Origin of the sequence: Ensifer adhaerens (assembly GCF_013283195.1) — a bacterium.
GTDB lineage: Bacteria > Pseudomonadota > Alphaproteobacteria > Rhizobiales > Rhizobiaceae > Ensifer > Ensifer adhaerens_G.
In genome coordinates, this window is the sequence record NZ_JABEKT010000001.1 from 1994057 (window position 1) to 2019295 (window position 25239).

Consider the following 25239-nt stretch of genomic DNA (forward strand, 5'->3'; position numbering starts at 1 on the left):
GGCGGGAATGGCGGGTTCTTATCTGCGGAAAACAATCGGCCAGATGTCGAGCCGGCTCTGTGTCGCTGCGCTTGCCGCGCTGCCGATGGTAGCCTCGACCGGTACAGCCGAGGCCGCGCGGATTAACAATCCCGTCGCCGTGTTTTCCGGCATCGACAAGATCACCGGTCGTATCACCACCTTCGATGTCTATATCGGTGAGACCGTCCAGTTCGGCGCCCTGCAGGTAACGCCACGCGTCTGCTACAACAGGGACGACACCGAAGCGCAGAAGATCACGACTTTCGTTGAGGTCGACGAAATCACCCTCGACCGCAAGATCAGGCGGATCTTTACCGGCTGGATGTTTGCCGACAGCCCCGGTCTCAATGCCGTCGAGCACCCCGTCTACGACGTCTGGCTGCAGTCCTGCAAGGCGACGTCGGACCTGCCGCCGCCGGATACGGCGTCCAAGAAATAATCTTGCCTGCCGAGCGCCCCTTAACGCGGCCGCGTTATCTCTCAATTTTTCTGTGCCGACGCCATTATCCGGTGCGCTTGAGTGAGCGTGTAAAAAGGGGGCGGGTAAGCACTCCTGCCGGTATCACGTCGCTTACGTTGGCATCGGGTGGTACCGAGACCAGCCATGCGCAGCATCTTGCAAGTTCAGCGAGATGGCATCCGCAAAGAAATCCGTCAAAACAAAGCGATAGAGCGTTTGCACGACTCATTTTGTGAGCGGACTTCACTCCACGTGACGTATCAATGCAACGCGATTGAGAAGGGTTGAGGCGGGCGAAAAGCGGCGTTCGCATTAGAGGCTCAGGTAGATGATGAGCTCAAAACGTTAGATCGGGCGAGTTCATCGCATCGGCGAGCATGATTTCATACTCGGCCTTCGGCACGTCGATTGCGCCGAACGATTTCAGATGCTCCGTGGTGAACTGGGTGTCGAGCAGCTCAAAGCCTTTTGCGCGCAGGCGTTCCACCAGTTGCACAAGGCAGATCTTGGAGGCGTTAGTGCGTCTAGAGAACATGCTTTCGCCGAAGAATGCCGAACCGAGCGTAACGCCGTAGAGCCCGCCGACGAGCACCCCATCCTCCCATGCCTCGATGCTGTGCGCGTAGCCCATGGCGTGAAGCGTGGCGTAGAGGGCGCGGATCTTGTTGTTGATCCAGGTCGTCGGCCGATCGGGTGCCGGCGCGGCACAGCCTTCCATGACGGCCTCGAAGGCGGTGTTGAAGCGGATGTCGAAGTGGCTCTTGCGGATTGTCTTTGCGAGGCTGCGCGAGACGTGAAAGCCATCAAGCGGGATGACGCCGCGGATTTCCGGCTCGACCCAGAAGAGTTCCGGGTCGTCTGCCGAATCGGCCATCGGAAACAGGCCTATAGAATAGGCGCGCAGCAGCATGTCCGGTGTTACGTCGGGTTGCTTGCTGCGCGTCCCTTTCAATGCACAGTCCTATTCGGACGTCGTGGCCAGATGATGCTCCAGCCAATGGATGTCGTAATCGCCGTTCGCGATGTCCTGATTGTTGATCAGGTCCTGGAACAGCGGCAGCGTCGTCTTGATACCGTCGATGACGAATTCGTCGAGTACGCGACGAAGGCGCATCATGCATTCGACGCGCGTGCGGCCATGGACGATGAGCTTGCCGATCAGGCTGTCGTAGTAGGGCGGGATCCGGTAGCCCTGATAGGCGCCCGAATCGACGCGAACGCCGAGGCCGCCCGGTGCGTGGAAATGCGTGATCGTGCCCGGAGAGGGGACGAAGGTGCGCGGATCCTCAGCGTTGATGCGGCACTCGATCGCGTGACCGGAAAACACGATGTCTTCCTGCTTGACCGACAGTCCGCCGCCCGATGCGACACGGATCTGCTCGTGCACCAGGTCGATGCCGGTGATCGCCTCAGTGATCGGGTGTTCCACCTGCAGACGGGTGTTCATTTCGATGAAATAGAACTCACCGTTCTCGTAGAGGAACTCGATCGTGCCGGCGCCGCGATACTTCAGCTTGCGCATGGCATCGGCGCAGACTTCGCCGATCTTCATGCGCTGTTCGACGTTGAGGGCCGGGGAGTTCGCCTCTTCCCAGACCTTCTGGTGGCGCCGCTGCAACGAGCAGTCGCGCTCGCCGAGATGGATCGCATTGCCTTCGCCGTCGCCGACGATCTGGATTTCGATGTGGCGCGGCTTGCCGAGATACTTTTCCATGTAAACGGCGTCATTGCCGAAGGCGGCAAGCGCTTCGGAACGAGCGGTCGAAACGGCTTCTTCGAGTTCGGCTTCGGTCTTTGCGACCTTCATGCCGCGGCCGCCGCCGCCGGCGGTTGCCTTGATCAGGACCGGGAAGCCGATCTTGCGCGCCACTTCGAGCGCATTTTCCGGGCGCACTTCGCCGTCGGAGCCTGGAACCACGGGGATGCCAAGCTCCTGCGCCGTCTTCTTGGCGGTGATCTTGTCGCCCATGATGCGGATATGTTCCGCGGTGGGTCCAATGAAGGTGATGTCGTGCGCTTCGAGGATTTCGGCGAACTTGGCGTTTTCCGACAGGAAGCCGTAGCCCGGGTGCACGGCATCAGCGCCGGTGATTTCGCAAGCCGCGACGATCTGGTGAATGTTCAGATAGCTATCGCGCGACGGCGGAGGACCGATGCAGACGCTTTCGTCGGCGAGGCGCACGTGCATGGCGTCGCTGTCGGCCGTGGAGTGGACGGCCACCGTCGCGATGCCGAGCTCCTTACAGGCGCGCAGCACGCGAAGGGCGATTTCGCCGCGATTGGCAATGAGAATTTTCGAGATCATCGCAGTGCCGCCTTATTCGATTACGATCAGCGGCTCGCCATATTCGACGGGGGCTGCGTCCTGGACGAAGATTTCGGTCACCTTGCCCGAACGCGGGGCAGGGATCTGGTTCATGGTCTTCATCGCTTCGATGATCAGGACCGTCTGGCCTTCCTTGACCACGGTGCCAACCTCGATGAACGGGCGGGCGCCTGGAGCCGGTGCCAGATAGGCCGTGCCGACCATGGGAGCCGTTACGGCATTCTTGGAGGTGCGGCTGGTTTCCGCCGGTGCGGCAACAGCGGCGGGCTGCGCAGCGTGGACCGCCGGCTGAGCCTGATAGGCCGGCATCGAGACGGCGACCGGGGTGCCGGCGCGCGATACGCGGATGCGAAGATCTTCCTGCTCCACTTCGATCTCGGTGAGATCCGTGTCGTTCAGGATATTGGCGAGATCGCGGATCAGCGCCTGGTCGATACCGGGTTTCTTGTCAGCCATGGGATATGAGCCTCGTGTTCTTTTTATTTCGACGTTTCTGTCAGGTTCTTTAGCGCATGCAGCGCCAGAATGTAACTCTGCGCGCCGAAACCGCAGATAACGCCTTTGACCGCAGGTGCGATCATCGACTTGTGGCGGAATTCTTCACGCGCGTGGATGTTGGAAAGATGCAGTTCGACCACCGGGATGCCAATGGCGCGGATGGCATCGTGCAGCGCGATCGACGTATGACCGTAGGCCGCCGGATTGATTGCGACACCAGCGGCCTTTTCGCCGGCCTCGTGCAGCCAGTCGACCAGCGTGCCTTCATGGTTGGATTGTCGAAAATCGACTTCCAGTCCCAGTGCCTTGCCTTCCGTGGTGCACAGTGCCTCAATGTCGGCGAGTGTCTGGCCGCCATAGATCCCCGGTTCGCGCTTGCCGAGCGCATTCAGGTTGGGGCCGTTCAGCACGAAAATTTTGGTGGGCATGCGGGATTCCGGTCCAGTGATAGAGGGTTACCTATAGACTGATGGTCCCGCGAGGAAAAGCCCTTTGGGTCCTCGCGGGATTTGTCCACAGTTGGGACAGGTCGTTGAGTGCAGGCGTTCAGCAGGCGGTCTTGCCGCAGCTGCGCATGTTGGCCACTTTGGTGCTGATTTCTTCGGCGCCGACGGCTCCGAAGACCGCCTCGTTGCCGATGACATAGGACGGCGTGCCGGTGATGCCGAGATCGTTGGCAAGGCTATAGGCCTCGCGCACGGCCGCGTCATGCGGCTCCTTTTCCATCTTGGCCCGCAGCTGCTTTTCGGTGACGCCGAGCTTGCCGGCAACGGCAATCGCCGTTTCCTCGGTTGCACGGTCCTCAGCACCGAGCAAGGCCCGGTGGAACTCGCCAAATTTCTCCGGCGCGACGAGCCGGAAGGCGGCGCTGACCTTATGGGCAGCAAGCGAATCCGGACCGAGGATCGGCAATTCCTTCAGCACGAAGCGGACATTCTTGTCCTTGGTGAGGATATCTTCCATGTCGGTCAGTGCACGTTTGCAGTAGCCGCAATTGTAGTCGTAGAACTCGACGACCGTGACGTCTCCATCAGGATTGCCAAGGACCATGTCGTACTTGGAATTGAAGATCGCCTTCTTGTTCTCGGAGATCGCGCCTTCGGCGGCTTCCTGCTGCTTTGCGCGCTGCTTGTTCGCGAGCGCCTCCTGAACCTCGAGCATGATCTCGGGGTTGGCAAGCAGGTATTCCTTGATGAAGGCGCCAAACTCGTCCTTCTGCTTCTGGTCGAGCGCGAGCGCGTTTTGCGGCAAGCTGACCCCTGCCATGAGCGCGGCGAGCGCCCCGGCGGCAATCATTTTCGTGCTGAAATTCATTTTTACCTCGTTGTCTCTGCCTGCCCTGTCTGTCGTCCATGTCGCGATACGGCGTCAATGCGCGCGTGTAAAAGACAACAGGATTCTCCAACACCGCAACACGCGGGCAGCATAGGGTGGCCCCCGGTGAAACGAAACGGCAAAATCGGCGGAAATACGGCGCTCGCGGACTTGTGAAGCCTTTGGCGATCGGGCAAAGGGGCCGAATGGAGTATCAGCGTAGGTTGATACGCGCCGCTTTTTGAGGATATTGCCTTGGTGGAATTGTCGAACCGCAGCGCCGTCGAACCCTTTCATGCCATGGACGTGCTTGCGGAGGCCACGCGCCGCCGCGACGCCGGTCACCCGGTGATTTCAATGGCCGTTGGCCAACCGGCGCACCCGGCGCCGAAGGCTGCTCTCGATGCGGCACGCAAGGCGCTCGAACATGGCCGTCTCGGCTATACCGATGCGCTCGGCACGCTGTCGCTGAGAACTGCGATTGCCGCGCACTATCAGAAGCGCCATGGCATCGCGCTCGATCCGCAACGCATCGCGGTGACCACAGGCTCGTCGGCCGGTTTCAACCTGGCTTTCCTCGCGCTCTTCGATCCCGGCGATTGCGTGGCGATCGCGCGGCCCGGCTATCCCGCTTATCGCAACATTCTTGCAGCCCTCGGCCTGACGGTCGTCGAGGTGGAAGCCAACGCCGAGAGCGGCTTCACGCTGACGCCGGAAAACCTGGCGCGGGCTGCTGCCAAGATCGGGCGACCGTTGAAGGGCGTTCTTCTGGCAAGCCCGGCCAATCCGACGGGCACGGTGACGGGCAGGGCGGGTCTCAAGGCGCTCGCCGACTATTGCCGCACTGAGAACATCGCCTTCATCTCGGACGAGATCTATCACGGACTGACTTTTGCCGGCGAGGAGGCAAGCGCTCTCGAGGTCACCGACGACGTCGTCGTGATCAATTCCTTTTCCAAGTATTATTGCATGACCGGCTGGCGGATCGGCTGGATGGTACTGCCGGAAAAGCAGGTCCGCGGCTTCGAGCGCATTGCCCAGAGCCTCTACATCTCGCCTCCGGAACTATCACAGATCGCTGCCGAGGCGGCACTTGGTGCGCAGGTCGAACTCGACGGTTACAAGGCGGCCTATGCCGCCAATCGCGAAATGCTGCTGAAGCGCCTGCCGGAGATTGGCTTCACCATCGCTTCGCCCATGGATGGTGCGTTTTACGCCTATGCGGATGTCAGGCGCTTTACCAATGACAGCATGGCGTTCGCCCGCCGGATGCTAGCTGAAATCAACGTGGCTGCGACACCGGGCTTCGATTTCGATCCACTTGAGGGGCATCGGACGATGCGGTTCTCCTATGCCGGATCGACAGGAGACATGGTCGAAGCCGTGGACCGCATTGCCCGCTGGATTTCCTGAGTTTCATTCATTTCAGGCGCTTGCGGCCGCTGGCGGATTCACTTTGACAGCGCCTTGATTCAAATTCTGAGGCAAACAGCCACCTGAAGCTTTCGCGAACGCGCGCGGAGATTTTGCGACGACGACATACGCGAGAACCGGAGCATCAGGTTCGGAGCGCGCACCTGTTGGGCCGCAGCGCACTCTCGCCATGGTCGCGGCGCACGCTTGCTTTTGTCACCAGCCCCAAACGAAAAAAGCCCGGACCAAGCAAGGTCCGGGCTTTTCTGTTCTTCCGAAGGTCAGTCGCGGCTTAGAAGAAGCCGCGGCGCTGCCACCATCCGCCCTTCTTGGGCTTGGACTGGTCCTCTTCGGTGCTTTCGTTCTTGTTCGTGACCGTCGAGGTCAGCACCGGTTCCGATGCAATCGTCGAAAGGTCGCGGTTGGCACGGGCAGGCTTGCCTTCTTCGAGGTCGGCGGCCGCCTCTACGATGGCTTCCGGTACCGGTTCTACCGCGACTTCCGGCTGTGCCTCGACCGCGCTCTGCGCAGCCTCGTCAGCGCTGGCCACAGGCTCGTCGACCTTGACGGCCTTCTTGCGTGTGCGCTTCGGCTTGGCGGCCTTCTCGACGACCGGTTCTACCTCTTCCGCTACGATCTCGGCTTCAGCGATCACGGCGACCGCTTCAACCTCGGCTGTTGCCGGGGCTTCGACGTTGCCTTGCTCATCGGCCTCGTCGTCAGCGGATGCAGCAGCCTGCTCTTCGCCTTCGACTTCACCTTCGCCCAGTTCCGGACGGTTACGGCGGCCACCGCGCTTGCCGCGACGACGGCGCTTGCGCTTCTGTTCGCCGTCGGCGGTCAGCGCATCCGCATCGTTTTCGTCCTCGTCGCCATCGGTCTCCGTGGCGTCATCGCCTTCGTCTGCAGCATCGGTGTCCTGTGCGGTTGCACCGTCGGCCTGCTGGCTGCCCTTACCGCGACGACGGCGGCGACGCTTGCGCTTGCGGCCGTTCTGGTCGTCAGCCTGGGCAGCAGCCTTCGGCTGTTCCTGGCGCTGCTCGACGACCACTTCCTCTGCTTCTTCCTCGTCGAGATCCTCTTCGATCACGATGTCGTCGTCTTCTTCGGGCTCCGGCTCGAAGTGCAGGATCTGTTCGATCTTGACCGGGTTTTCGACCGGTTCGCCGCGGTCGATCGCAAAGTGCTGCGCGCCGACATGGGCGTCAGCCTCGATGATGATCGAGACGCCGAAGCGCTGTTCGTAATCCATGATCGTGCTGCGCTTCTGGTTGAGCAGATAGAGCGCGATATCGGGGATCGTGCGAACGGTGATGTTGTGCGTGGTGTTCTTGAGCAGGTGCTCTTCGATGCCGCGAAGCACATGCAGCGCGACCGAAGACTGCGAGCGGACGTGGCCCGTGCCGTTGCAATGCGGGCAGGTCTGCATCGTCGATTCGAGTACCGAGGCGCGGATGCGCTGGCGCGACATTTCGAGCAGGCCGAAGTGCGAGATGCGGCCGACCTGGATGCGGGCGCGATCGTTCTTCAGGCAATCCTTCAGACGCTTCTCGACCGAGCGGTTGTTCCGCTTTTCTTCCATGTCGATGAAGTCGATGACGACGAGGCCTGCAAGGTCGCGAAGGCGCAGCTGGCGCGCAACTTCTTCGGCGGCTTCGAGGTTCGTCTGAAGTGCCGTGTCCTCGATCGAATGCTCGCGGGTCGAACGACCGGAGTTGACGTCGATCGAAACCAGAGCTTCCGTCTGGTTGATGATGATGTAGCCGCCCGACTTCAGGGTCACCTGCGGCTGCAGCATGCGGTCAAGCTGCGCTTCGATACCGGAACGCGAGAAGATCGGATGCACGTCGCGGTAGGGCTGAACCACCTTGGCGTGGCTCGGCATCAGCATCTTCATGAAGCCCTTGGCTTCCTTGTAACCTTCCTCGCCGGAAACGACGATCTCGCTGATGTCCTTGTTGTAAAGGTCGCGGATCGAGCGCTTGATCAGGCTGCCTTCCTCGTAAACGAGGCAGGGGGCCGTGGAGTTGAGCGTCAGCGTTCGGACGTTCTCCCACAGGCGCATCAGATATTCGAAGTCGCGCTTGATCTCGACCTTGGTGCGGTTGGCACCGGCGGTGCGCAGAATGACGCCCATGCCCTGCGGCACTTCGAGGCCACGCGCGATTTCCTTCAGGCGCTTGCGGTCCTGCAGGTTGGTGATCTTGCGGGAGATGCCGCCGCCACGAGCCGTGTTCGGCATCAACACCGAGTAACGGCCGGCGAGCGACAGGTAGGTCGTCAACGCTGCGCCCTTGTTGCCACGTTCTTCCTTGGCGACCTGGACAAGCAGGATCTGGCGGCGCTTGATGACTTCCTGGATGCGGTACTGCTTGCGCGGCTTGCGCACGTGACGATCCGGAACCTCTTCCATTGCATCTTCGGCGCCGACGGACTCGATGATTTCCTTCTCGCCATCGTGGCTGTCGTCATCATCGTCGTCGTCATCGCGGCGTCGGCGGCTGTCGACGTCTTCGGAGATCGAATCGGTGTCGACCATGGCGGCCATCTCGCCACCATTGCCTTCTTCGCCGGCGTCCGCCTCTTCGGTTGCTGCAGCGGCTGCAGCGGCCTCTTCGGCGATCTTCGCCTTGGTGCGGCGCGGGCGCTTCGGCTTTGCCTTGGGCTTTTCGGCCGGCGCTTCCGCCTCGACGACTGCTTCGGCTGCAGTCTCGGTCACTTCCGCGACAACTTCCGTTTCGGCGGCAATTTCCAGATCAACCGGCACGCTGAGCGCGGGCTGAGTCGGCGTTGCCGTTTCGACGTGTTCGATGTCGTCGTCGCGGCGCGCCTCTTCGGCTTCCGCCTTCAATAGCGCCTGCCGGTCGGCCAGCGGGATCTGATAGTAGTCGGGATGGATTTCGGCAAACGCCAGGAACCCGTGGCGGTTGCCGCCGTAGTCAACGAAGGCCGCCTGGAGCGAAGGCTCCACTCGCGTTACCTTTGCGAGGTAGATGTTGCCGCGTATCTGTTTCTTGTGTTCCGATTCGAAGTCGAATTCTTCTATGCGGTTCCCGCGAACGACAACGACGCGCGTCTCTTCAGAGTGAGACGCATCGATAAGCATTTTCTCTGCCATCTAAGTTGTGCTCCTCGACGCGACAGCGGAACGGGCGGCAGACGTTCTTCCATGGGAAGACTGCCACTCGCGTCAGTTGGTGCGTCGGATGTGAAAGGTCCTGTCTGGTGCAGGTGATGGTGCAGCAGCCAGATGGCAGCCGGAACGGTTACGTTCCGGGGCCTCTCTACTTCTGACCGATACCGCTGAGTCAACATCAATGACCAAACAAGAATGCCAATGTCAAAGGTCTCATAAAGACCCGATGAATGCGCCCGCTTGCGGGCTTGCCGGTGAAAAATCACCGCTAAGAACTCCGGCCACCGCCGGAAATTTGCGATCCAGTGTACGGGGAGGAAATGCAGCGACGGCGGATGAACACCTTGCGGCCGCGGAAAGATGATACGGTTTCAACCGGCAATTCCGGCTCGATCACTCCCTGGCGCCAAGCTCTGGAATGCTCCGGCTGCCCGGCCGACGATTCTATCCCGTCAACACTTTCTCCTTGTGATGCTTTTATGTTTTCTATGTCACATTGGCAAGGGAAAAGCCTGTGCCGCCACAATAATGATCGATTCGCTTGCCCCGGTAGAGTAGGTCGGGGAACAGCGAATCGTATGCTTTGTCCGCGTTGCTTAAGGAGCGCTGTCAAGCTTTGGTTAACCATAAGGGTTCATTGATCAAGGGATGTCGCGGTGTGCGCGGGCGGATGCCTGGCGCGTTGACCGCTCGGATTTCGTGTATTGACGGAGAAACCGGGGTGAAGCCTTCGGCTGTTCATAGGGACGCTTCACTGTTGTCAGCACTGCTGCGCGGTGGCGCGCGTGTTGTGGCCTCAGCGTTCGTTGCAGGGGCATTGATGGTGCCTGGACCGGTGGCGAATGCGGCCGAGCCCGCGCCATTGCTGGCATTCGGCGCACGGGTTGCCGGCGACGACGCACGCACGCGCGTCGTCGTCGAGTTCGATCGGAAGCCCGACTTTTCGATCCATTACGTGGCGAACCCGATACGGGTCGTCGTCGATCTGCCGGAAACCGCCTTTGGTCTGAAAGCCGAGAGCCTTGAGCCGAGGGGATTGTTCGAGGCCATCCGCTATGGCGGCATGGGGGCTGGCAGTTCTCGCCTCGTGCTATCGGCAAAGGGGCCGGTCGCGGTCACCAACGCCGAGGTCATCGAGGAGGAGGGCGGCAAGAGCTATCGCCTGGTCATTGATGCCGAGAAGGTCGACCAGCCCCGCTTCGATGCGCTCCTGGGTGATCAGCAATGGACGGGTTCCGTTGTCGCGGCAAAAACAGACAGGCCGACAATTGCGCCCGCGGAAAAGGGTAGCGCCTTCGTGATTGCAATCGATGCCGGTCATGGCGGCATCGACACTGGAGCGATCGGCGGAGCCACCAAGACCGAGGAAAAACATGTCACGCTTGCCTTTGCGCAGGAGCTGGTTGCCACCCTCAGCCGTGAAAGCGGCATCGAAGCCTTTCTGACGCGCGACAAGGATGTCTTCCTGTCATTGCCGCAGCGGGTGCAGATCGCCCGCAACAAAGGCGCCAATCTGTTTATTTCGATCCACGCCGATACGCTCAAGCAGAAGGATATTCGCGGCGCCACCGTCTATACGATTTCCGACAAGGCCTCCGACCATCTGGCGGCCGACCTGGCGCAACGCGAAAACCTCTCGGACGAGATCGCTGGCGTACCGCTCCAGAGCGAGCCGGCGGAAGTCGCCGATATCCTTATCGATCTGACACGCCGCGAAACCCAGGCTTTTTCGGTCAATATGGCGCGCACCGTGGTGTCGTCCTTCGAAGGACAGATCAATCTCATCAACAATCCGCACCGTCATGCGGGCTTCCGAGTGCTGCAGGCGCCAGATGTTCCCTCAATCCTGCTCGAGCTCGGTTTCATGTCGAACAAGGACGACGAGAAGCTGCTGCTTGATCCGGAATGGCGAAAGAAAGTATCCGGTCTTCTTGCTGTTGCCATCAAGCGCTATCGTGATCAGGCCGTTGCGAACGGCGGCTAAGGTTTAGCCGCGACAAGCTGTTTGACGGCGTGGCATAGGAAGTGATTTGTGTCGCCCCGGTAACAGCGATATGCTTTTCAACAGGATGCGCACTCGATAATCGGTAACAAGCCCTATTTTACGCACAATCCGGGACCTATCCCGAATTGCGCCCGGATTTGTTGGGAAACAGTGTTGATGCCCGGTGCCCCTCGCCATATGAGGAGCTGGGTGGGCGCGCGTAGCTGCGATGCCAGATGATTTCTGATGGAAGCGTTTGGCCAGGCCGACGGAATGCGGACCGATGGGACGGGAAGCGTCCTTATCGGTTCCGCGGCCTGGCAATTGGACGATAATAAGGTACCGGTATCTGACTGATGATCAGACTGATTGGATATTTCTTCGGGATTGGTGCGTTTTTGCTGCTCGGCGTGGCTGCGGCCGCGGCGCTTTATTTGGGCGTTGTCACCAAGGACTTGCCTGACTATGAGGTGCTGGCGAAGTATTCGCCACCAGTGACGACGCGCTTTCATGCCGGTAACGGCGCGCTGATGGCGGAGTACGCCCGCGAGCGGCGCCTCTATCTGCCGATCCAGGCGATCCCGGACCGCGTCAAGGCGGCGTTCATTTCCGCTGAAGACAAGAATTTCTATCAGCATCCCGGCGTCGATATCACCGGCCTGGCCCGCGCCATCGCCGTCAACCTCCAGAATTTCGGATCAGGCCGCCGCCCTGTCGGCGCGTCGACGATCACCCAGCAGGTCGCCAAGAACTTCCTGCTCTCGTCGGACCAGACGATCGACCGCAAGGTCAAGGAAGCGATCCTCTCCTTCCGCATCGAGCAGGCCTATAGCAAGGACCGCATTCTCGAGCTCTATCTCAACGAGATCTTCTTCGGCCTCAATTCCTACGGCATCGCCGGCGCGGCGCTCACTTATTTCGACAAATCGGTGACGGAACTGACGATCGCCGAGACGGCGTACCTCGCGGCGCTGCCGAAGGGCCCTGCCAATTATCACCCGTTCCGCAAGGCGGATGCCGCGATCGAACGGCGCAATTGGGTCATCGACCGCATGGTCGAGAACGGCTACGTCAGCAAGACCGACGGCGAAGACGCAAAGAAGCAGCCGCTCGGCGTCAATCCGCGCCGCGGTGGTGCCCACCTCTTCGCCTCCGATTTCTTCGCCGAGGAAGTACGCCGGCAGATCATCCAGAAGTACGGCGACAACGCCCTTTATGAGGGCGGCCTTTCGGTTCGCACCTCGCTCGATCCGCGCATGCAAATCGCTGCGCGCAAGGCGCTGCAGGACGGGCTGCTCAGCTATGACGAGCGTCGCGGTTTCCACGGCCCGGTCAAGTCGATCGAGATCGGCGGCGACTGGGGCGAGCCGCTCGGCAAGGTCGTTGCCCTGGCCGACGTGCCGGAATGGAAATTGGCGGTCGTGCTCTCGGCCGATGGCCAGGGTGTCGAAATCGGCATCCAGCCGGACAAGGAAGCGTCCGGCAAGATCATCGCCGAACGCGTGACCGGTCATATCTCCGCCAAGAACATGCAGTGGGCCTATCGCTCCGCTGGTGGCGAACGCAAATCCGCCAAGTCGCCGGAAGGCGTGCTGGGCCCGGGAGACGTCGTCTATGTCGAGCCTCTGGCGGAAAAGGGCGAATATCGCCTGCGTCAGCCGCCAAAGGTTCAGGGCGGCCTCGTCGCCATGGATCCCCAGACCGGCCGCGTGCTGGCGATGGTCGGTGGCTTCTCCTACGGTCAGTCGGAATTCAACCGCGCGACCCAGGCGATGCGCCAGCCGGGGTCCTCGTTCAAGCCGTTCGTCTATGCGGCAGCGCTTGACAACGGCTACACGCCCGCGTCGGTCATTCTCGACGCTCCGATCGAAATTGTCGCCGGTGGCCAGGTCTGGCGCCCGGAAAACTATGGCGGTGGCTCTGCCGGCCCGTCGACGCTGCGTCTCGGCATCGAGAAGTCTCGTAACCTGATGACGGTTCGCCTCGCCAACGACATGGGCATGAACATCGTCGCCGAATATGCCGAGCGCTTCGGCATCTACGACAAGATGCCGCCCTTGCTGGCGATGTCGCTCGGCTCGGGCGAGACCACCGTTCTGCGCATGGTTTCGGCCTATTCGGTTCTTGCCAATGGTGGCAAGCAGATCAAGCCGTCGCTGATCGACCGGATCCAGGACCGCTACGGCAAGACGATCTTCCGTCACGAAGACCGGACCTGCGACAATTGCAATGCAGGGGATTGGGCAGAGCAGGAAGAGCCTGTGCTGACCGACAACCGCGAGCAGGTTCTCGACCCGATGACCTCCTACCAGATCACCTCGATGATGGAGGGTGTGGTCCTGCGCGGCACCGCCGCCGGAAAGATCAAGCTCGATCGCCCGGTCGCCGGGAAGACCGGTACCACGAACGACGAAAAGGACGCCTGGTTCGTCGGCTACACCCCTGACCTCGTTGCAGGCCTTTACCTCGGTTTCGACAACCCGGCCCCGCTCGGCCGTGGTGCCACCGGCGGCAGCCTTGCTGTGCCGATCTTCAACAACTTCATGCAGGAAGCCGTGAAGGGTTCGCGTCCCGGCAAGTTCGTGGTGCCGGAAGGCATGAACATGATCGCCGTCAACCGCAAGACCGGCATGGCCGCCTATGAGGGCGAACCGGACACCATCATCGAAGCTTTCAAGCCCGGAACCGGGCCGGCTGACACCTTCTCGGTCATCGGTGGCCTCGACCAGTACGTGCCGCCGGAGGAGATCCTCAAGAATTCTCCGCAGGCCAACCAGGCCGTCACCTCCGGTTCCAACGGCCTGTTCTAGGCCCTATCCTTCGTCTCGCAATGCCCGCCGCCTTTACATAAGCGGCGGGCATCGCTATTTGACGCTCACGTTAAATCGGGTTCACAAGAAGCAGGATCATGCGCAGCGAAATCGAGAACATTGTCGACGAAATCAAGCAGGCCATAAGCCTGCTGAGGAGGCATCTTTGACTGGGATCAGGCGGTAAGACGACTGGACTGGTTGAACAACAAGGCGGAAGATCCGTCGCTGTGGAATGATGCTGCCGAAGCGCAGAAGCTGATGCGCGAGCGCCAGCAGCTCGACGATGGCATCAACGGGCTGCGCCGTTTCGAGCAGCAGCTCCGCGACAACATCGAACTGATCGAGCTCGGCGAGGAAGAGGGCGACGCTGCCATCGTTGCCGATGCCGAGCAGGCGCTGCGCGAGTTGCGCAACGAAGCGGCCAAGAAACAGGTCGAGGCGATGCTGTCGGGCGAAGCCGATCAGAACGACACCTATCTCGAAGTGCATTCCGGTGCCGGCGGCACCGAGAGCCAGGACTGGGCGAACATGCTGTTGCGCATGTACACCCGCTGGTCCGAGCGCCAGGGATACAAGGTCGAACTGATGGAAATTCAGGACGGCGAAGAGGCTGGCATCAAGTCAGCAACGCTGTTGGTCAAGGGGCACAATGCCTATGGCTGGCTGAAAACGGAATCGGGCGTTCACCGCCTGGTTCGTATTTCGCCTTACGACAGCAACGCCCGTCGCCACACGTCGTTCTCGTCGATCTGGGTTTACCCGGTTGTCGACGACTCGATCCAGATCGACATCAACGAGAGCGATTGCCGCATCGACACCTATCGCTCGTCGGGTGCCGGCGGCCAGCACGTCAACACGACCGACTCGGCCGTGCGTATCACGCACATGCCGTCCGGCATCGTCGTGCAGTGCCAGCAGGAGCGCTCGCAGCACAAGAACCGGGCGAAGGCCTGGGACATGCTACGTGCCCGCCTTTACGAATCGGAACTGAAGAAGCGCGAAGACGCGGCCAACGCCGAAGCGGCTTCAAAAACCGATATCGGCTGGGGCCACCAGATCCGCTCCTACGTGCTGCAGCCCTACCAGCTGGTCAAGGACCTGCGCACTGGTGTCGAGAGCACGGCGCCGGGTGACGTGCTCGACGGCGAGCTGAACGAGTTCATGGAGGCTGCCCTTGCCCACCGCGTCAGCGGCGGCGCGGACGCTGCCGTGGACGATTTGAACTAGCGTCGAGTGCAGGCGGGGCCTTACCTGCCTGACGAAATGAATACGAGACGACAAAGGCCGGGTGTTTCATCCGGCCTTTGTCTTTGGCGTCTAACGCATCGGAATTTCTCGCCGGCGCTCTGCTCGTGGCGCTGTCACAGGACCGCTGCGGAGTTGTAGGGAGACATGACTCAGTTCGATGCCCGCTCGACCTTGATGTCGCCGAGGTCGTCGATCAGCACGGTCCAGGTTTCCGGTTCGCGGGCAGCGGGATCGGTCTTCAAATAGACGGTCGCGAACATGCCGGGCTGTGCGGTAACGCCCGTCGAGGTTTCCGGCCTGATATCGGTGACATAGGCCTTCAGCGACGAAAACTCCTCGAGTTCTGCGGAAGACACGACTTCCGGTCCGGCAGGTGTCGCCGCGATCTGCTGCAGGTGGATCTGCGCCGTGCCGTCCTGTTGCCGAAGGGCGATCAGCTTGTAATAGCCGCGCCGTGCGCCGTCGGCACTCCGCGGCTCTGTGGGTGTTTGCGCCTGCTCACCGTTCGGGTCCAGTGCCGAAAGCGGATCGCCGCTTTCTTCCCAATAGCCGGTACTGGTGACGAAGGTCACTTGCGGCGAAACCACAATCGCATCCTCGGCATGGGCGCTCGCGCCGGTCGTTGCGATAAGAAGCGCAAGGAGGAGGGGCTTGTGCATCGCTTTTGATTTCCTGTTCGTACCGCGACGCGGTGGATTTTCTAACGTTGATCCTTCGCCGGGCGCCCGGCGAAATCATACCATATCGCGCGTTGAGACCGCCTGCTCAATTGGAAAACTGCTCGGCCAGGATGCGATCCGACCAGGAGTGATCTGGATCCGAGAGGATGCGGGCGGTCATGTTTTCCGATTCGGCGATGCGTACCTTCGCCACCGACTTGACTTCCTGGTGGTCGGCAACGGCGTTGACCGGCCGCTTGTCAGCCTCGAGAATCTCGATCTCGACCGTTACGTGGTTTGGCAACAGGGCGCCGCGCCACCGACGCGGACGGAATGGGCTGACGGGTGTGAGTGCCAGAAGAGGGGCTTCCAACGGCAGGATCGGTCCATGCGCCGAGAGATTGTAGGCGGTGGAGCCGGCGGGTGTGGCCAGCAGCAACCCGTCGCAGGTCAACTCTTCAAGCCGGGTCTTGCCGTCGATGACCACACGCAGCTTGGCTGCCTGGTAGGATTGCCGGAACAGATAGACTTCGTTGATGGCGAGCGCCTTGAACGTTGCGCCTTGACCGTCGGTGGTCTGCATCTCCAGCGGACGAAAGGCATTTTCCACCGCGTTGCAGATGCGCGCTGTGAGATTTTCAGTGCTGTAGCGGTTCATCAGAAAGCCGACCGATCCCCGGTTCATACCGTAGACGAGCTTGCCCGAGTTCATCGTCTGGTGCAGCGTCTGCAGCATGAAGCCATCGCCGCCGAGCGCGACGATGACGTCGGCTTTATCGGCATCATGGTCGCCGTAAATCGCCTTCAGATCTGCCGCCGCCTTTTGCGCCTCTTCAGCGGGTGAGGCAAGGAACGCGAGTGAAGTGAACGTGCGGGCCATGAATTTTCAGTCCGTTCAACAGGTTGGGCATCGCCGCGGTGGCCGAGCCTAGGCTTCGTTTCTGGCACGACGTGGCGCCGAACGCATCTGAAAAATTGGGAGAATTCGCAATTTTGCTTTACACGCTGTGAGATTGTGATAACTCCCACCGCTGAAAGTGCCCTTATAGCTCAGTTGGTAGAGCACCTGATTTGTAATCAGGGGGTCCCGGGTTCGAGTCCTGGTGGGGGCACCACTTTTTCCCGATAGCTATTGAATTCGTAAGGCCGCGATCCGGCATATAGGCGATGCTTGCTGAGCACCCGCGCGGTCAGCCGTCGGAACGCTTGGCGCACCCTAACGCGCGCCGGGCGATATCGTCTGGTGATGCGAAGCGCTGCGCCTTACAGTGCTTGTCTGCAACTGCTTGCGCGCTCAAATCTCGAACGACCCGGCTCCCTTGGGAACAATCTCGCGGCATTTCTGCATGGCGTTCAGGAGATTGTCGGCCAGATAGTCGATCAGGGCGCGGGTCGCCGGCAACATGCCGTGACGCGACGGGAAAACGAGGTGAACGACGACGTCGCCCGAACTCCATTCGGGAAGCACCGGAGCAAGCACGCCGGCCCGGAAGGCACGCTCGCAAATGTGGTCAGGCAGAAGCGCCACGCCCATGCCTTCGATGGCCGCACGTTCCAGGATGAGAAAATCGCTGCAGCCGATGATCGGTCGGTGCGAAATTTCGGCGGTGTTTCCTTCCGTATCGACCAGGCGCCAGACATCGGTCGCGTGGCTCTCGTTCATCGACAGTGTCGGCATTTCGCTGAGAGTGTCGATCGTGACGTCGTCGAAGCGGGTGAGCAGAGTGGGGCTGGCCGCAAGCCTTTGGCGAACCTCGCCGAACCTGCGGATGATCAGCTGATTGTCGGTGTCGAGCTGATCGCGGGCACGCAGCGCCACGTCGATCCGCTCCTCGATCAGGTCGATCCTCCGGTTGGTCGCCGTAATCAGCAGACGGACGCCGGGGTAGCGGCGGTGAAACGCCGGCAAGATATCGGCGAGCATCGGTGTGAAGCCGAGCGGGCAGGCGAGGCGGACCGTGCCGGTCGGCTCGGCCCTGACGGCTGCGATCTCGGCTTCAGCGACTGCGACGCCATCGAGCAGGCTCTGGCAATGCTCATAGAAGACCCGGCCGATCTCGGTGACGCGAAGCTTGCGCGTCGAGCGCTCCAACAGCCGCACACCAAGCTGCTCTTCGAGGCGTGCAACGTGTTTGCTAAGCTTGGATTTGGGTATATTCAGATCGCGCGCCGCCGCACTGAAACCGTTGTTGCGCACGACGGCAGCGAAGAGGGCGAGGTCGTTCAGGTCCTGCATCTGTTTTTGATCTCCCGCCGCCGTATCCAGGTTTCATTGTTTCCATCTGGAAACAGTATGTCAAATAACCGCGGACTTATCGCGCGATTGTTTTCAAATCATATGTGATGCACCGCAACGCCAACACAAAGGTGCTTCCCATGAACGTCCTTCACATCGACTCGGGTATCCTCGGTGATCACTCTGTCTCCCGTCGCCTGACAGCCGCTATCACCGCACAGATCCAGGCAGACCGCCCGGATGCCAAGGTGACCTACCGCGATCTCGCATCCAGCCAGATCCCCCATCTGACCGGCGCACAGATCATGGCACCTGCCGATCTCGCTGGTGTCGACGCCGGCCTCGCTGCCGAAGTCACGATCGGCCGCGAGATGCTCGAAGAGTTCCTGGCCGCCGACACGGTCGTCGTCGGCGCTCCGATGTACAATTTTTCCATCCCGAGCCAGCTCAAGGCCTGGATCGATCGTCTGGCCGTCTCCGGCAAGACCTTCCGCTACACCGAATCTGGCCCGGAAGGCCTCGCCAAGGGCAAGAAGGTCATTGTCGCCTCCACCCGCGGCGGCCACTATTCTGCCGGCCCGGCTTCGGCCATGGATCACCAGGAAGCCTATCTGAAGACGGTCTTCGGCTTTTTCGGCATCACCGACGTTGAGTTTGTCCGCGCCGAGGGCCTGAACCTCAGCGCCGACTCCAAGCAGTTCGCGATCGCCGAAGCTGAAAAGACCATTGCCGAAGGCACCGTTCTTCGCCTGGCCAGCTAAGTCAAGAGTTCAGCGGATCACGTCAGTGGTTCGATGAAGGGGCGTTGGCCCCCATTGCGGACGGTGCCGGTTGCCATGCAGCCGGCATTGTCCGTTTCCGCGTCGGTATTTCTGTATTATAATGTGCTCATGAGAGACTGGCGGAGAAGACCCTTGGCTGTCATCGCTGCGGTGGTCGCGCTTACGACCGCCGGTGCAGCATATGCGTCTCCGCCTGATGCTGACTGCACGTGTCGCAATCGCGACGGCTCCAAATATGAACTCGGCCAGACAGCCTGTCTGCGTGTGGACGGGACTTCCTATCTCGCGCGCTGCGAGATGAACCTCAACGTCACCACCTGGAGGAAGCTGCGTGAGGGGTGCCCGACCGCGAGCAATCAGAGCCGATGGCTTCGTACTGGCGAAGACGCGGTGACGCGGTTTTGACGGCTGCAAGAAAGGCGCTGAGGCTGTGTATCGGCGCTCGATGTCGCCGCGTCGTGCGACCGGTCGAATCGATCGGTCTCGCCCATCAGAAGGTATGTTCGGTCAGAAAATCCCCCGGCTCTTCGTGTCCGGAGGATTCTGCAGGCGTTTGGCGGCCTTGAAAGACCGAACTGCTCACTTGCTCAGGAACTGACGGGCCGCATACATGGCGATCGCTGCTGCATTCGAGACGTTGAGCGACTTGATTGCGCCGGGCATGTCGAGCCGGGCGAGCGCCTTGACAGTCGAGCGGGTCTTCTGCCTGAGACCCTTGCCCTCTGAACCAAGCACCAGCGCGACCTTGCCGCCGGCAAACGTGCCCTCGAGCGGCTCCGGTCCTTCCGAATCAAGGCCGATCGTGTGGAAGCCGAGGCGGTGCAGTTCCTCGATCGTGTCGGAAAGATTGGTGATCTGGATATAGGGGATCATTTCCAGGGCGCCGGAAGCCGACTTTGCCAGAACGCCTGATTCGGTCGGGCTGTGGCGAATGGTGGTGATCAGGGCGCCGGCATCGAATGCGACAGCCGAGCGCATGATCGCACCGACATTGTGCGGATCGGTCACCTGGTCGAGCACGAGAATGAGTTGGCATTCGCTGAGCGCTTCGAGCTTGCGCAGCGGTAGCGGCTTGGTTTCGAGCATCACGCCCTGGTGGATCGCGTCAGGACCGAGGATCTTGTCGAGATCTTGTGGCGCCACGGTCTCGACCGGGAAGGGGAGTTCTGACACTTCGCCGAGTTCGAGCCTTGCGGCTGCGTTCTGCGTCACGCACAGGCGAACGATCTTGCGCGACGGGTTGTCGAGTGCTGCACGAACCGTATGAAGGCCGTAGAGCAGCACCTGTTCGGGTGCGAGCGCTGGCGGCTTCCAGTCGCCGGGCTGTTTGCGCCAGCGATCCTGCTTGGGTGTCGGGATCTCCCCGCGCTCGCGCTTGGCGTCGCGGTGGGCGCGTCTGAGAGTGGCGTAGTGGGTGTTCTTGGCGCTCTTGTCGCCGATGTCATCTTTGCTCATGCCCGCCTTATAGAGCGCTTCTTGTGACCTGGGAATGGAATTCGATGGCAGTGGATAAAACGGGCCTGCGGAGAAATTCCCAAAAATTTCCGTTTAGGCGTGTTGACAGGAGCAAGGCGGGCCGTCATATACCCCCCGCAGAACGAGAGGCGGCCACGACAAATTGCTGGTTGTCTCACGATCTCAAATGCTTGGTCGACTTGATCCCGACAGAATAATGGAGGGATGCCCGAGTGGTTAAAGGGGACGGACTGTAAATCCGTTGGCTTCGCCTACGTTGGTTCAAATCCAACTCCCTCCACCATTCTGCTTCTGGATCGAAGGCCCGCGGGTATAGCTCAATGGTAGAGCAGCAGCCTTCCAAGCTGAATACGCGGGTTCGATTCCCGCTACCCGCTCCAGCAGCGTCGACACATTCCCACTGTTAATGCACCGTTTCAACTGCCCTTCGTAAACTGTTGTTTGCGCTTTTCTCACGCAGCCAGGCGGTTCGCGAATCGGCCTGACTTGCATCCCGGATGCGCCGTTCTTACATGGCGGTATGAAATGGCCGCCGTGGCCGGTCCGGGCGCACGCAATTAAGTCTTGCGCAAATCCCTTGAAACCCTTAAACGGCTCCACAAACCGGCCCCGCCGGCTGATCAATCATACTTGACCACAGGAAACGTACCCATGGCAAAGAGCAAATTTGAGCGCAACAAGCCGCACGTTAACATTGGCACGATTGGCCACGTTGACCATGGCAAGACGTCGCTGACCGCAGCGATCACGAAGTACTTCGGCGAGTACAAGGCGTACGACCAGATCGACGCTGCTCCGGAAGAAAAGGCCCGTGGTATCACGATTTCGACGGCTCACGTTGAGTATGAGACGCCGAACCGTCACTACGCGCACGTCGACTGCCCCGGCCACGCCGACTACGTCAAGAACATGATCACCGGTGCTGCGCAGATGGACGGCGCGATCCTGGTTTGCTCGGCTGCTGACGGCCCGATGCCGCAGACCCGCGAGCACATCCTGCTTGCTCGCCAGGTTGGCGTTCCGGCAATCGTCGTGTTCCTCAACAAGGTCGACCAGGTTGACGACGCCGAGCTTCTCGAGCTCGTCGAGCTTGAAGTTCGCGAACTTCTGTCGTCCTACGAATTCCCGGGCGACGACATTCCGATCATCAAGGGTTCGGCACTTGCTGCTCTTGAAGATTCCGACAAGAAGATCGGTGAAGACGCGATCCGCGAGCTGATGGCCGCTGTCGACGCCTACATCCCGACGCCTGAGCGTCCGATCGACCTTCCGTTCCTGATGCCGATCGAAGACGTGTTCTCGATCTCGGGCCGTGGTACGGTTGTGACCGGTCGCGTTGAGCGCGGCATCGTCAAGGTCGGCGAAGAAGTTGAAATCGTCGGCATCCGCGACACGTCGAAGACGACGGTTACGGGCGTTGAAATGTTCCGCAAGCTGCTCGACCAGGGCCAGGCCGGCGACAACATCGGCGCGCTGGTTCGTGGTGTTAACCGTGACGGCGTTGAGCGTGGCCAGATCCTGTGCAAGCCGGGTTCGGTCAAGCCGCACAAGAAGTTCATGGCTGAAGCCTACATCCTGACGAAGGAAGAAGGCGGTCGTCATACGCCGTTCTTCACGAACTACCGTCCGCAGTTCTACTTCCGCACGACGGACGTGACCGGTATCGTGACGCTTCCGGAAGGCACGGAAATGGTTATGCCTGGCGACAACGTCACCGTTGCCGTTGAGCTGATCGTTCCGATCGCGATGGAAGAAAAGCTGCGCTTCGCTATCCGCGAAGGCGGCCGCACCGTCGGCGCCGGCATCGTCGCTTCGATCGTCGAGTAATATCCGGATTATTTCGGTTCAGAAGGCCCCGCTGGAAACGGCGGGGCTTTCTTCGTTTTGAATAAAGCGCTTGGGCGAGCCGCCGGGCAGGGGCGTCGCCGTATCCTTGCGGAAATTCCTTGCGAGGGGGGCGTAAGGAGGCATCTGGCTGCGCGGTGCAGTACCAAGCTCGTGCGACGTTTTCACCGCCAGTGCGTCCGACGGTCCTGTCAATGCGCCGTAATGCGGCCGTCGGGCCGGCGCGACTGCCGCTTCAATGGCGCGCAACGGAGGGTGTGGCGCGGGGTGAAAAGGCACATCACGCGCTGTTGCGGTTTTTGCCACAAGAATTTGAATCTTTTCCGTCAAAGACGCTTGTCATCGCCCGATAAACTGAATAATAAGCCGCTGACTTGATGCACTGACCGGTTCGAGAATGACCGGCTGGAGCGACTAGGGGTATAGCTCAGTTGGTAGAGCGGCGGTCTCCAAAACCGCAGGTCGTCGGTTCAAGCCCGGCTGCCCCTGCCATTGCCTTCGCCATTGCAAACGGCTCAAAGCCGGGTAGGGCGGAAGGAGGTCGGATAGGCCGACCATCGAAATTCACAGAAAAGACCGAATGCCTCTTGTGATTTGTGGAATCGGTCTTTATGTAGGGTCCAAACAGACACGCGGTGCGTGGGGCTGAATCATCGGCTTTACGCGCCGTAATGGCGTGAGCATTACATGGCATCCAAAACGAATCCGTTTACGTTTCTGCAGCAGGTTCGCTCAGAGGCGTCGAAAGTAACTTGGCCATCCAGGCGCGAGACGATGATCTCGACGCTGATGGTATTTGTGATGGTCTTTTTTGCCGCTGCCTTCTTCTTTGCTGCGGACCAGTTGATGGGTTGGCTGATTGGCCTAGTCCTCAACGCTGGCGCTTGATTGGGTGGAGGGTAGTATGGCTGCACGCTGGTATATTGTTCACGCCTATTCGAATTTCGAAAAGAAGGTGGCTGAATCGATCGAGGAGAAGGCCAAGCAAAAGGGTCTTTCGCACCTCTTCGAAAAGATCCTCGTTCCGACCGAAAAGGTTGTCGAGGTTCGTCGCGGTCGTAAGGTTGATGCCGAGCGCAAGTTTTTCCCGGGTTACGTCCTGGTGCGCGCCAACCTGACGGATGAGGCTTATCACCTCATCAAGAATACGCCGAAGGTCACCGGCTTCCTCGGGACCGACAGCAAGCCTGTTCCGATTCCGGATCACGAAGCCGACCGTATCCTTGGCCAGGTCCAGGATGGTGTCGAGCGTCCGAAGCCGTCTGTCTCGTTCGAGATCGGCGAGCAGGTTCGTGTCTCGGATGGTCCGTTCGCCTCGTTCAACGGCATCGTTCAGGATGTCGACGAGGAGCGGTCGCGCCTGAAGGTCGAGGTTTCGATTTTCGGTCGTGCGACCCCTGTCGAGCTGGAATACGGCCAGGTCGAGAAGGTCTGAGAAGATCAAGAGAGATTGGGCAAGTCGTTTAGGCCTGCCCTGGCGGAGAAATCCGCATGCGCGTGGAAGGATGTCGGCCTTAGCCAGGTCGAAGGGTCCGTACCACGCAACCGCAGCCGCCGATCCCTGATCGGCAGAATGCCGGGAAACCGGCGTAACAGTTCCTCGTTTCGATCCGTCGGGATGAGGCAATGAGAGGCAGAGAGAAATGGCTAAGAAAGTTGCAGGCCAGCTCAAGCTGCAGGTGAAGGCAGGGTCGGCCAATCCGTCCCCGCCGATCGGTCCTGCACTCGGTCAGCGTGGCATTAACATCATGGAATTCTGCAAGGCGTTCAATGCCGCCACGCAGGAAATGGAAAAGGGTATGCCGATCCCGGTCGTCATCACCTATTACCAGGACAAGTCGTTCACCTTCGTCATGAAGCAGCCGCCGGTCAGCTACTTCCTGAAGAAGGAATCGAAGATCACGTCCGGTTCGAAGACCCCAGGTAAGGCCAAGGCTGGTTCGATCACCAAGGCTCAGATCCGCACGATCGCAGAGGCCAAGATGAAGGACCTCAACGCGGCCGATATCGAAGGCGCAATGGCAATGGTCGAGGGCTCTGCCCGCTCCATGGGCCTGGAAGTGGCGGGCTAAGACCATGGCGAAGATTGCAAAGCGTGTACAGAAGTCCCGCGAGGGCATCGACCCGACGAAGATCTACGGCCTCACTGAAGCCGTTTCGCTGGTCAAGGAACGTGCAACTGCCAAGTTCGACGAGACTGTTGAAGTCGCGATGAACCTCGGCGTTGACCCGCGCCACGCCGACCAGATGGTCCGCGGCGTCGTCAACCTGCCGAACGGCACGGGCCGCACGGTTCGCGTTGCCGTGTTCGCACGTGGCGTCAAGGCTGACGAAGCCAAGGCTGCCGGTGCAGACATCGTTGGCGCCGAAGAGCTCGTTGAAATCGTCCAGAGCGGCAAGATCGACTTCGATCGTTGCATCGCTACCCCGGACATGATGCCGCTCGTCGGCCGCCTCGGTAAGGTTCTCGGCCCGCGCGGCATGATGCCGAACCCGAAGGTCGGAACGGTCTCGATGGACGTTGCCGGTGCCGTCAAGGCATCCAAGGGCGGTGCTGTCGAGTTCCGCGTCGAGAAGGCTGGTATCATCCACGCCGGTATCGGCAAGGCATCGTTCGACGCCAAGGCTCTGGAAGAAAACATCCGCGCCTTCGCTGACGCGGTCGTCAAGGCCAAGCCGGCTGGCGCCAAGGGCAACTACGTCAAGCGCGTAGCGATTTCGTCGACGATGGGCCCGGGCCTGAAGATCGACCCGGCAACGCTCAGCGTCGCCTAAAGAATTTCGGGCTTCGGCCCGAGCATGAATTTCCGGCCCTCCGGGGCCGGAAATCCGGATTTCGATCCGGAACTCCTGTCCGAGATTGCGGGTGGTTATACCTTAATCACTTCGGCCTGCATGAGACGGGTAAGATCTGAATTTCGCAATGACGCCGGAGGCGTCGAAATTCGGTTCGAGCCTCGCTTGCCTTGTGTCAGACCCGGCTTTCCGGGAACGCCAAGGGACAGGATCCTCAAGCGTTGCTCGGGAT

General features: G+C 60.5%; 23 protein-coding genes and 4 tRNA genes. 16 read left to right on the forward strand and 11 right to left on the reverse strand.

The window, feature by feature from the left end:
* Window positions 1-7 precede the first annotated feature (7 nt).
* Window positions 8-460, forward strand: coding sequence for a DUF2155 domain-containing protein (locus LPJGGPFB_RS09415; protein ID WP_173419717.1), 453 nt, complete (start codon window positions 8-10; stop codon window positions 458-460).
* A 358-nt stretch (window positions 461-818) separates the two neighbouring features.
* Here LPJGGPFB_RS09415 and aat read toward each other — a convergent pair whose 3' ends face one another.
* The 5 genes from aat to LPJGGPFB_RS09440 all read right to left on the reverse strand — a co-directional run bounded on the left by aat (window position 819) and on the right by LPJGGPFB_RS09440 (window position 4619).
* Window positions 819-1433: a leucyl/phenylalanyl-tRNA--protein transferase gene (gene aat / locus LPJGGPFB_RS09420; protein ID WP_173419718.1), complete on the reverse strand. Its 615-nt coding sequence runs from the start codon at window positions 1431-1433 to the stop codon at window positions 819-821.
* 9 nt (window positions 1434-1442) lie between these two features.
* Window positions 1443-2786: an acetyl-CoA carboxylase biotin carboxylase subunit gene (gene accC, locus LPJGGPFB_RS09425; RefSeq protein ID WP_173419719.1), complete on the reverse strand. Its 1344-nt coding sequence runs from the start codon at window positions 2784-2786 to the stop codon at window positions 1443-1445.
* Between the two features lie 12 nt (window positions 2787-2798).
* Window positions 2799-3263: an acetyl-CoA carboxylase biotin carboxyl carrier protein gene (gene accB, locus LPJGGPFB_RS09430; RefSeq protein WP_173419720.1), complete on the reverse strand. Its 465-nt coding sequence runs from the start codon at window positions 3261-3263 to the stop codon at window positions 2799-2801.
* Window positions 3264-3286: 23 nt separating this feature from the next.
* Entirely contained in the window at window positions 3287-3733 is a 447-nt protein-coding gene (gene aroQ, locus LPJGGPFB_RS09435) for a type II 3-dehydroquinate dehydratase (RefSeq protein WP_173419721.1), read from the reverse strand.
* A 118-nt stretch (window positions 3734-3851) separates the two neighbouring features.
* Window positions 3852-4619, reverse strand: a complete 768-nt coding sequence (locus LPJGGPFB_RS09440) for a DsbA family protein (RefSeq protein WP_173419722.1) — start codon at window positions 4617-4619, stop codon at window positions 3852-3854.
* A gap of 300 nt (window positions 4620-4919) precedes the next feature.
* On the opposite strand from LPJGGPFB_RS09440, the gene LPJGGPFB_RS09445 reads away from it, so the two are divergent.
* A complete protein-coding gene (locus tag LPJGGPFB_RS09445) occupies window positions 4920-6032 on the forward strand; it encodes a pyridoxal phosphate-dependent aminotransferase (protein ID WP_427858227.1) in 1113 nt (370 codons plus the stop codon).
* 292 nt (window positions 6033-6324) lie between these two features.
* On the opposite strand, the gene LPJGGPFB_RS09450 is transcribed toward LPJGGPFB_RS09445, so the two are convergent.
* The gene (locus LPJGGPFB_RS09450; protein WP_173419724.1) at window positions 6325-9150 is read right to left on the reverse strand and encodes an Rne/Rng family ribonuclease; all 2826 of its coding nucleotides are present in this window, start codon (window positions 9148-9150) and stop codon (window positions 6325-6327) included.
* A gap of 838 nt (window positions 9151-9988) precedes the next feature.
* Between LPJGGPFB_RS09450 and LPJGGPFB_RS09455 the strand changes: the two genes are divergently transcribed.
* The 3 genes from LPJGGPFB_RS09455 to prfB all read left to right on the forward strand — a co-directional run bounded on the left by LPJGGPFB_RS09455 (window position 9989) and on the right by prfB (window position 15192).
* Complete coding sequence (locus LPJGGPFB_RS09455) at window positions 9989-11152, forward strand: N-acetylmuramoyl-L-alanine amidase (protein WP_412728392.1); 1164 nt, start codon at window positions 9989-9991, stop codon at window positions 11150-11152.
* A gap of 356 nt (window positions 11153-11508) precedes the next feature.
* Entirely contained in the window at window positions 11509-13962 is a 2454-nt protein-coding gene (locus LPJGGPFB_RS09460; protein WP_173419725.1) for a penicillin-binding protein 1A, read from the forward strand.
* 98 nt (window positions 13963-14060) lie between these two features.
* A protein-coding gene (gene prfB / locus LPJGGPFB_RS09465; protein WP_173419726.1) for a peptide chain release factor 2 occupies window positions 14061-15192 on the forward strand; the annotation gives its coding sequence in 2 pieces (ribosomal slippage) (window positions 14061-14129 and window positions 14131-15192; 1131 coding nt in all).
* 170 nt (window positions 15193-15362) lie between these two features.
* Here prfB and LPJGGPFB_RS09470 read toward each other — a convergent pair.
* Both LPJGGPFB_RS09470 and LPJGGPFB_RS09475 read right to left on the reverse strand, forming a co-directional pair.
* On the reverse strand, window positions 15363-15872 hold the full coding sequence (locus LPJGGPFB_RS09470; RefSeq protein ID WP_173419727.1) for a hypothetical protein: 510 nt from the start codon (window positions 15870-15872) through the stop codon (window positions 15363-15365).
* A gap of 106 nt (window positions 15873-15978) precedes the next feature.
* Window positions 15979-16752, reverse strand: coding sequence for an NAD kinase (locus LPJGGPFB_RS09475; RefSeq protein WP_173419728.1), 774 nt, complete (start codon window positions 16750-16752; stop codon window positions 15979-15981).
* A 159-nt stretch (window positions 16753-16911) separates the two neighbouring features.
* On the opposite strand from LPJGGPFB_RS09475, the gene LPJGGPFB_RS09480 reads away from it, so the two are divergent.
* Window positions 16912-16987 (forward strand) — tRNA-Thr (locus tag LPJGGPFB_RS09480).
* 179 nt (window positions 16988-17166) lie between these two features.
* On the opposite strand, the gene LPJGGPFB_RS09485 is transcribed toward LPJGGPFB_RS09480, so the two are convergent.
* A complete protein-coding gene (locus LPJGGPFB_RS09485; RefSeq protein ID WP_173419729.1) occupies window positions 17167-18108 on the reverse strand; it encodes a LysR family transcriptional regulator in 942 nt (313 codons plus the stop codon).
* A gap of 140 nt (window positions 18109-18248) precedes the next feature.
* Between LPJGGPFB_RS09485 and LPJGGPFB_RS09490 the strand changes: the two genes are divergently transcribed.
* Window positions 18249-18869 carry an FMN-dependent NADH-azoreductase gene (locus LPJGGPFB_RS09490; protein WP_173419730.1) on the forward strand — a complete coding sequence of 207 codons (621 nt, stop codon included), beginning with the start codon at window positions 18249-18251 and terminating at the stop codon, window positions 18867-18869.
* A 129-nt stretch (window positions 18870-18998) separates the two neighbouring features.
* Entirely contained in the window at window positions 18999-19295 is a 297-nt protein-coding gene (locus LPJGGPFB_RS33005; RefSeq protein WP_234902874.1) for a hypothetical protein, read from the forward strand.
* Between the two features lie 174 nt (window positions 19296-19469).
* Here LPJGGPFB_RS33005 and LPJGGPFB_RS09495 read toward each other — a convergent pair whose 3' ends face one another.
* Window positions 19470-20345 carry a TrmH family RNA methyltransferase gene (locus LPJGGPFB_RS09495; protein WP_173419731.1) on the reverse strand — a complete coding sequence of 292 codons (876 nt, stop codon included), beginning with the start codon at window positions 20343-20345 and terminating at the stop codon, window positions 19470-19472.
* A 219-nt stretch (window positions 20346-20564) separates the two neighbouring features.
* On the opposite strand from LPJGGPFB_RS09495, the gene LPJGGPFB_RS09500 reads away from it, so the two are divergent.
* The 3 genes from LPJGGPFB_RS09500 (at window position 20565) to tuf (ending at window position 22193) form a co-directional block, all read left to right on the forward strand.
* Window positions 20565-20649, forward strand: a tRNA-Tyr gene (locus LPJGGPFB_RS09500).
* A gap of 23 nt (window positions 20650-20672) precedes the next feature.
* A tRNA-Gly gene (locus LPJGGPFB_RS09505) sits at window positions 20673-20746 on the forward strand.
* A 271-nt stretch (window positions 20747-21017) separates the two neighbouring features.
* On the forward strand, window positions 21018-22193 hold the full coding sequence (gene tuf / locus LPJGGPFB_RS09510) for an elongation factor Tu (RefSeq protein ID WP_173419732.1): 1176 nt from the start codon (window positions 21018-21020) through the stop codon (window positions 22191-22193).
* An 18-nt stretch (window positions 22194-22211) separates the two neighbouring features.
* Here the strand turns inward: tuf and LPJGGPFB_RS09515 are convergent, their stop codons facing one another.
* Window positions 22212-22541, reverse strand: coding sequence for a hypothetical protein (locus LPJGGPFB_RS09515; RefSeq protein WP_173419733.1), 330 nt, complete (start codon window positions 22539-22541; stop codon window positions 22212-22214).
* 86 nt (window positions 22542-22627) lie between these two features.
* On the opposite strand from LPJGGPFB_RS09515, the gene LPJGGPFB_RS09520 reads away from it, so the two are divergent.
* From LPJGGPFB_RS09520 to rplA, 5 genes are all read left to right on the forward strand, one after another.
* Window positions 22628-22703 (forward strand) — tRNA-Trp (locus tag LPJGGPFB_RS09520).
* 195 nt (window positions 22704-22898) lie between these two features.
* The gene (secE, locus tag LPJGGPFB_RS09525; protein WP_025426653.1) at window positions 22899-23099 is read left to right on the forward strand and encodes a preprotein translocase subunit SecE; all 201 of its coding nucleotides are present in this window, start codon (window positions 22899-22901) and stop codon (window positions 23097-23099) included.
* Between the two features lie 16 nt (window positions 23100-23115).
* Window positions 23116-23646: a transcription termination/antitermination protein NusG gene (nusG, locus tag LPJGGPFB_RS09530; protein ID WP_077498435.1), complete on the forward strand. Its 531-nt coding sequence runs from the start codon at window positions 23116-23118 to the stop codon at window positions 23644-23646.
* Window positions 23647-23854: 208 nt separating this feature from the next.
* Window positions 23855-24283 (forward strand): 50S ribosomal protein L11, encoded by a 429-nt coding sequence (gene rplK, locus LPJGGPFB_RS09535; RefSeq protein ID WP_053247107.1) that lies wholly within the window; start codon window positions 23855-23857, stop codon window positions 24281-24283.
* A gap of 4 nt (window positions 24284-24287) precedes the next feature.
* Complete coding sequence (gene rplA / locus LPJGGPFB_RS09540; RefSeq protein ID WP_173419734.1) at window positions 24288-24986, forward strand: 50S ribosomal protein L1; 699 nt, start codon at window positions 24288-24290, stop codon at window positions 24984-24986.
* The last annotated feature ends 253 nt before the right edge of the window (window positions 24987-25239 follow it).

Bases quoted from the DNA above. Each gene is read 5' to 3' on its own strand.
- tuf (WP_173419732.1), top strand. From the start codon at position 21,018: ATGGCAAAGAGCAAATTTGAGCGCAACAAGCCGCACGTTAACATTGGC.
- secE (WP_025426653.1), top strand. From the start codon at position 22,899: ATGGCATCCAAAACGAATCCGTTTACGTTTCTGCAGCAGGTTCGCTCA.
- nusG (WP_077498435.1), top strand. From the start codon at position 23,116: ATGGCTGCACGCTGGTATATTGTTCACGCCTATTCGAATTTCGAAAAG.
- LPJGGPFB_RS09460 (WP_173419725.1), top strand. From the start codon at position 11,509: ATGATCAGACTGATTGGATATTTCTTCGGGATTGGTGCGTTTTTGCTG.
- LPJGGPFB_RS09455 (WP_412728392.1), top strand. From the start codon at position 9,989: ATGGTGCCTGGACCGGTGGCGAATGCGGCCGAGCCCGCGCCATTGCTG.
- LPJGGPFB_RS09445 (WP_427858227.1), top strand. From the start codon at position 4,920: ATGGACGTGCTTGCGGAGGCCACGCGCCGCCGCGACGCCGGTCACCCG.
- LPJGGPFB_RS09490 (WP_173419730.1), top strand. From the start codon at position 18,249: ATGAACGTCCTTCACATCGACTCGGGTATCCTCGGTGATCACTCTGTC.
- aroQ (WP_173419721.1), bottom strand. From the start codon at position 3,733: ATGCCCACCAAAATTTTCGTGCTGAACGGCCCCAACCTGAATGCGCTC.
- LPJGGPFB_RS09450 (WP_173419724.1), bottom strand. From the start codon at position 9,150: ATGGCAGAGAAAATGCTTATCGATGCGTCTCACTCTGAAGAGACGCGC.
- LPJGGPFB_RS09495 (WP_173419731.1), bottom strand. From the start codon at position 20,345: ATGAGCAAAGATGACATCGGCGACAAGAGCGCCAAGAACACCCACTAC.
- accB (WP_173419720.1), bottom strand. From the start codon at position 3,263: ATGGCTGACAAGAAACCCGGTATCGACCAGGCGCTGATCCGCGATCTC.
- LPJGGPFB_RS09440 (WP_173419722.1), bottom strand. From the start codon at position 4,619: ATGAATTTCAGCACGAAAATGATTGCCGCCGGGGCGCTCGCCGCGCTC.
- LPJGGPFB_RS33005 (WP_234902874.1), top strand. From the start codon at position 18,999: ATGAGAGACTGGCGGAGAAGACCCTTGGCTGTCATCGCTGCGGTGGTC.
- rplK (WP_053247107.1), top strand. From the start codon at position 23,855: ATGGCTAAGAAAGTTGCAGGCCAGCTCAAGCTGCAGGTGAAGGCAGGG.
- rplA (WP_173419734.1), top strand. From the start codon at position 24,288: ATGGCGAAGATTGCAAAGCGTGTACAGAAGTCCCGCGAGGGCATCGAC.
- accC (WP_173419719.1), bottom strand. From the start codon at position 2,786: ATGATCTCGAAAATTCTCATTGCCAATCGCGGCGAAATCGCCCTTCGC.
- LPJGGPFB_RS09485 (WP_173419729.1), bottom strand. From the start codon at position 18,108: ATGCAGGACCTGAACGACCTCGCCCTCTTCGCTGCCGTCGTGCGCAAC.
- LPJGGPFB_RS09470 (WP_173419727.1), bottom strand. From the start codon at position 15,872: ATGCACAAGCCCCTCCTCCTTGCGCTTCTTATCGCAACGACCGGCGCG.
- LPJGGPFB_RS09415 (WP_173419717.1), top strand. From the start codon at position 8: ATGGCGGGTTCTTATCTGCGGAAAACAATCGGCCAGATGTCGAGCCGG.
- LPJGGPFB_RS09475 (WP_173419728.1), bottom strand. From the start codon at position 16,752: ATGGCCCGCACGTTCACTTCACTCGCGTTCCTTGCCTCACCCGCTGAA.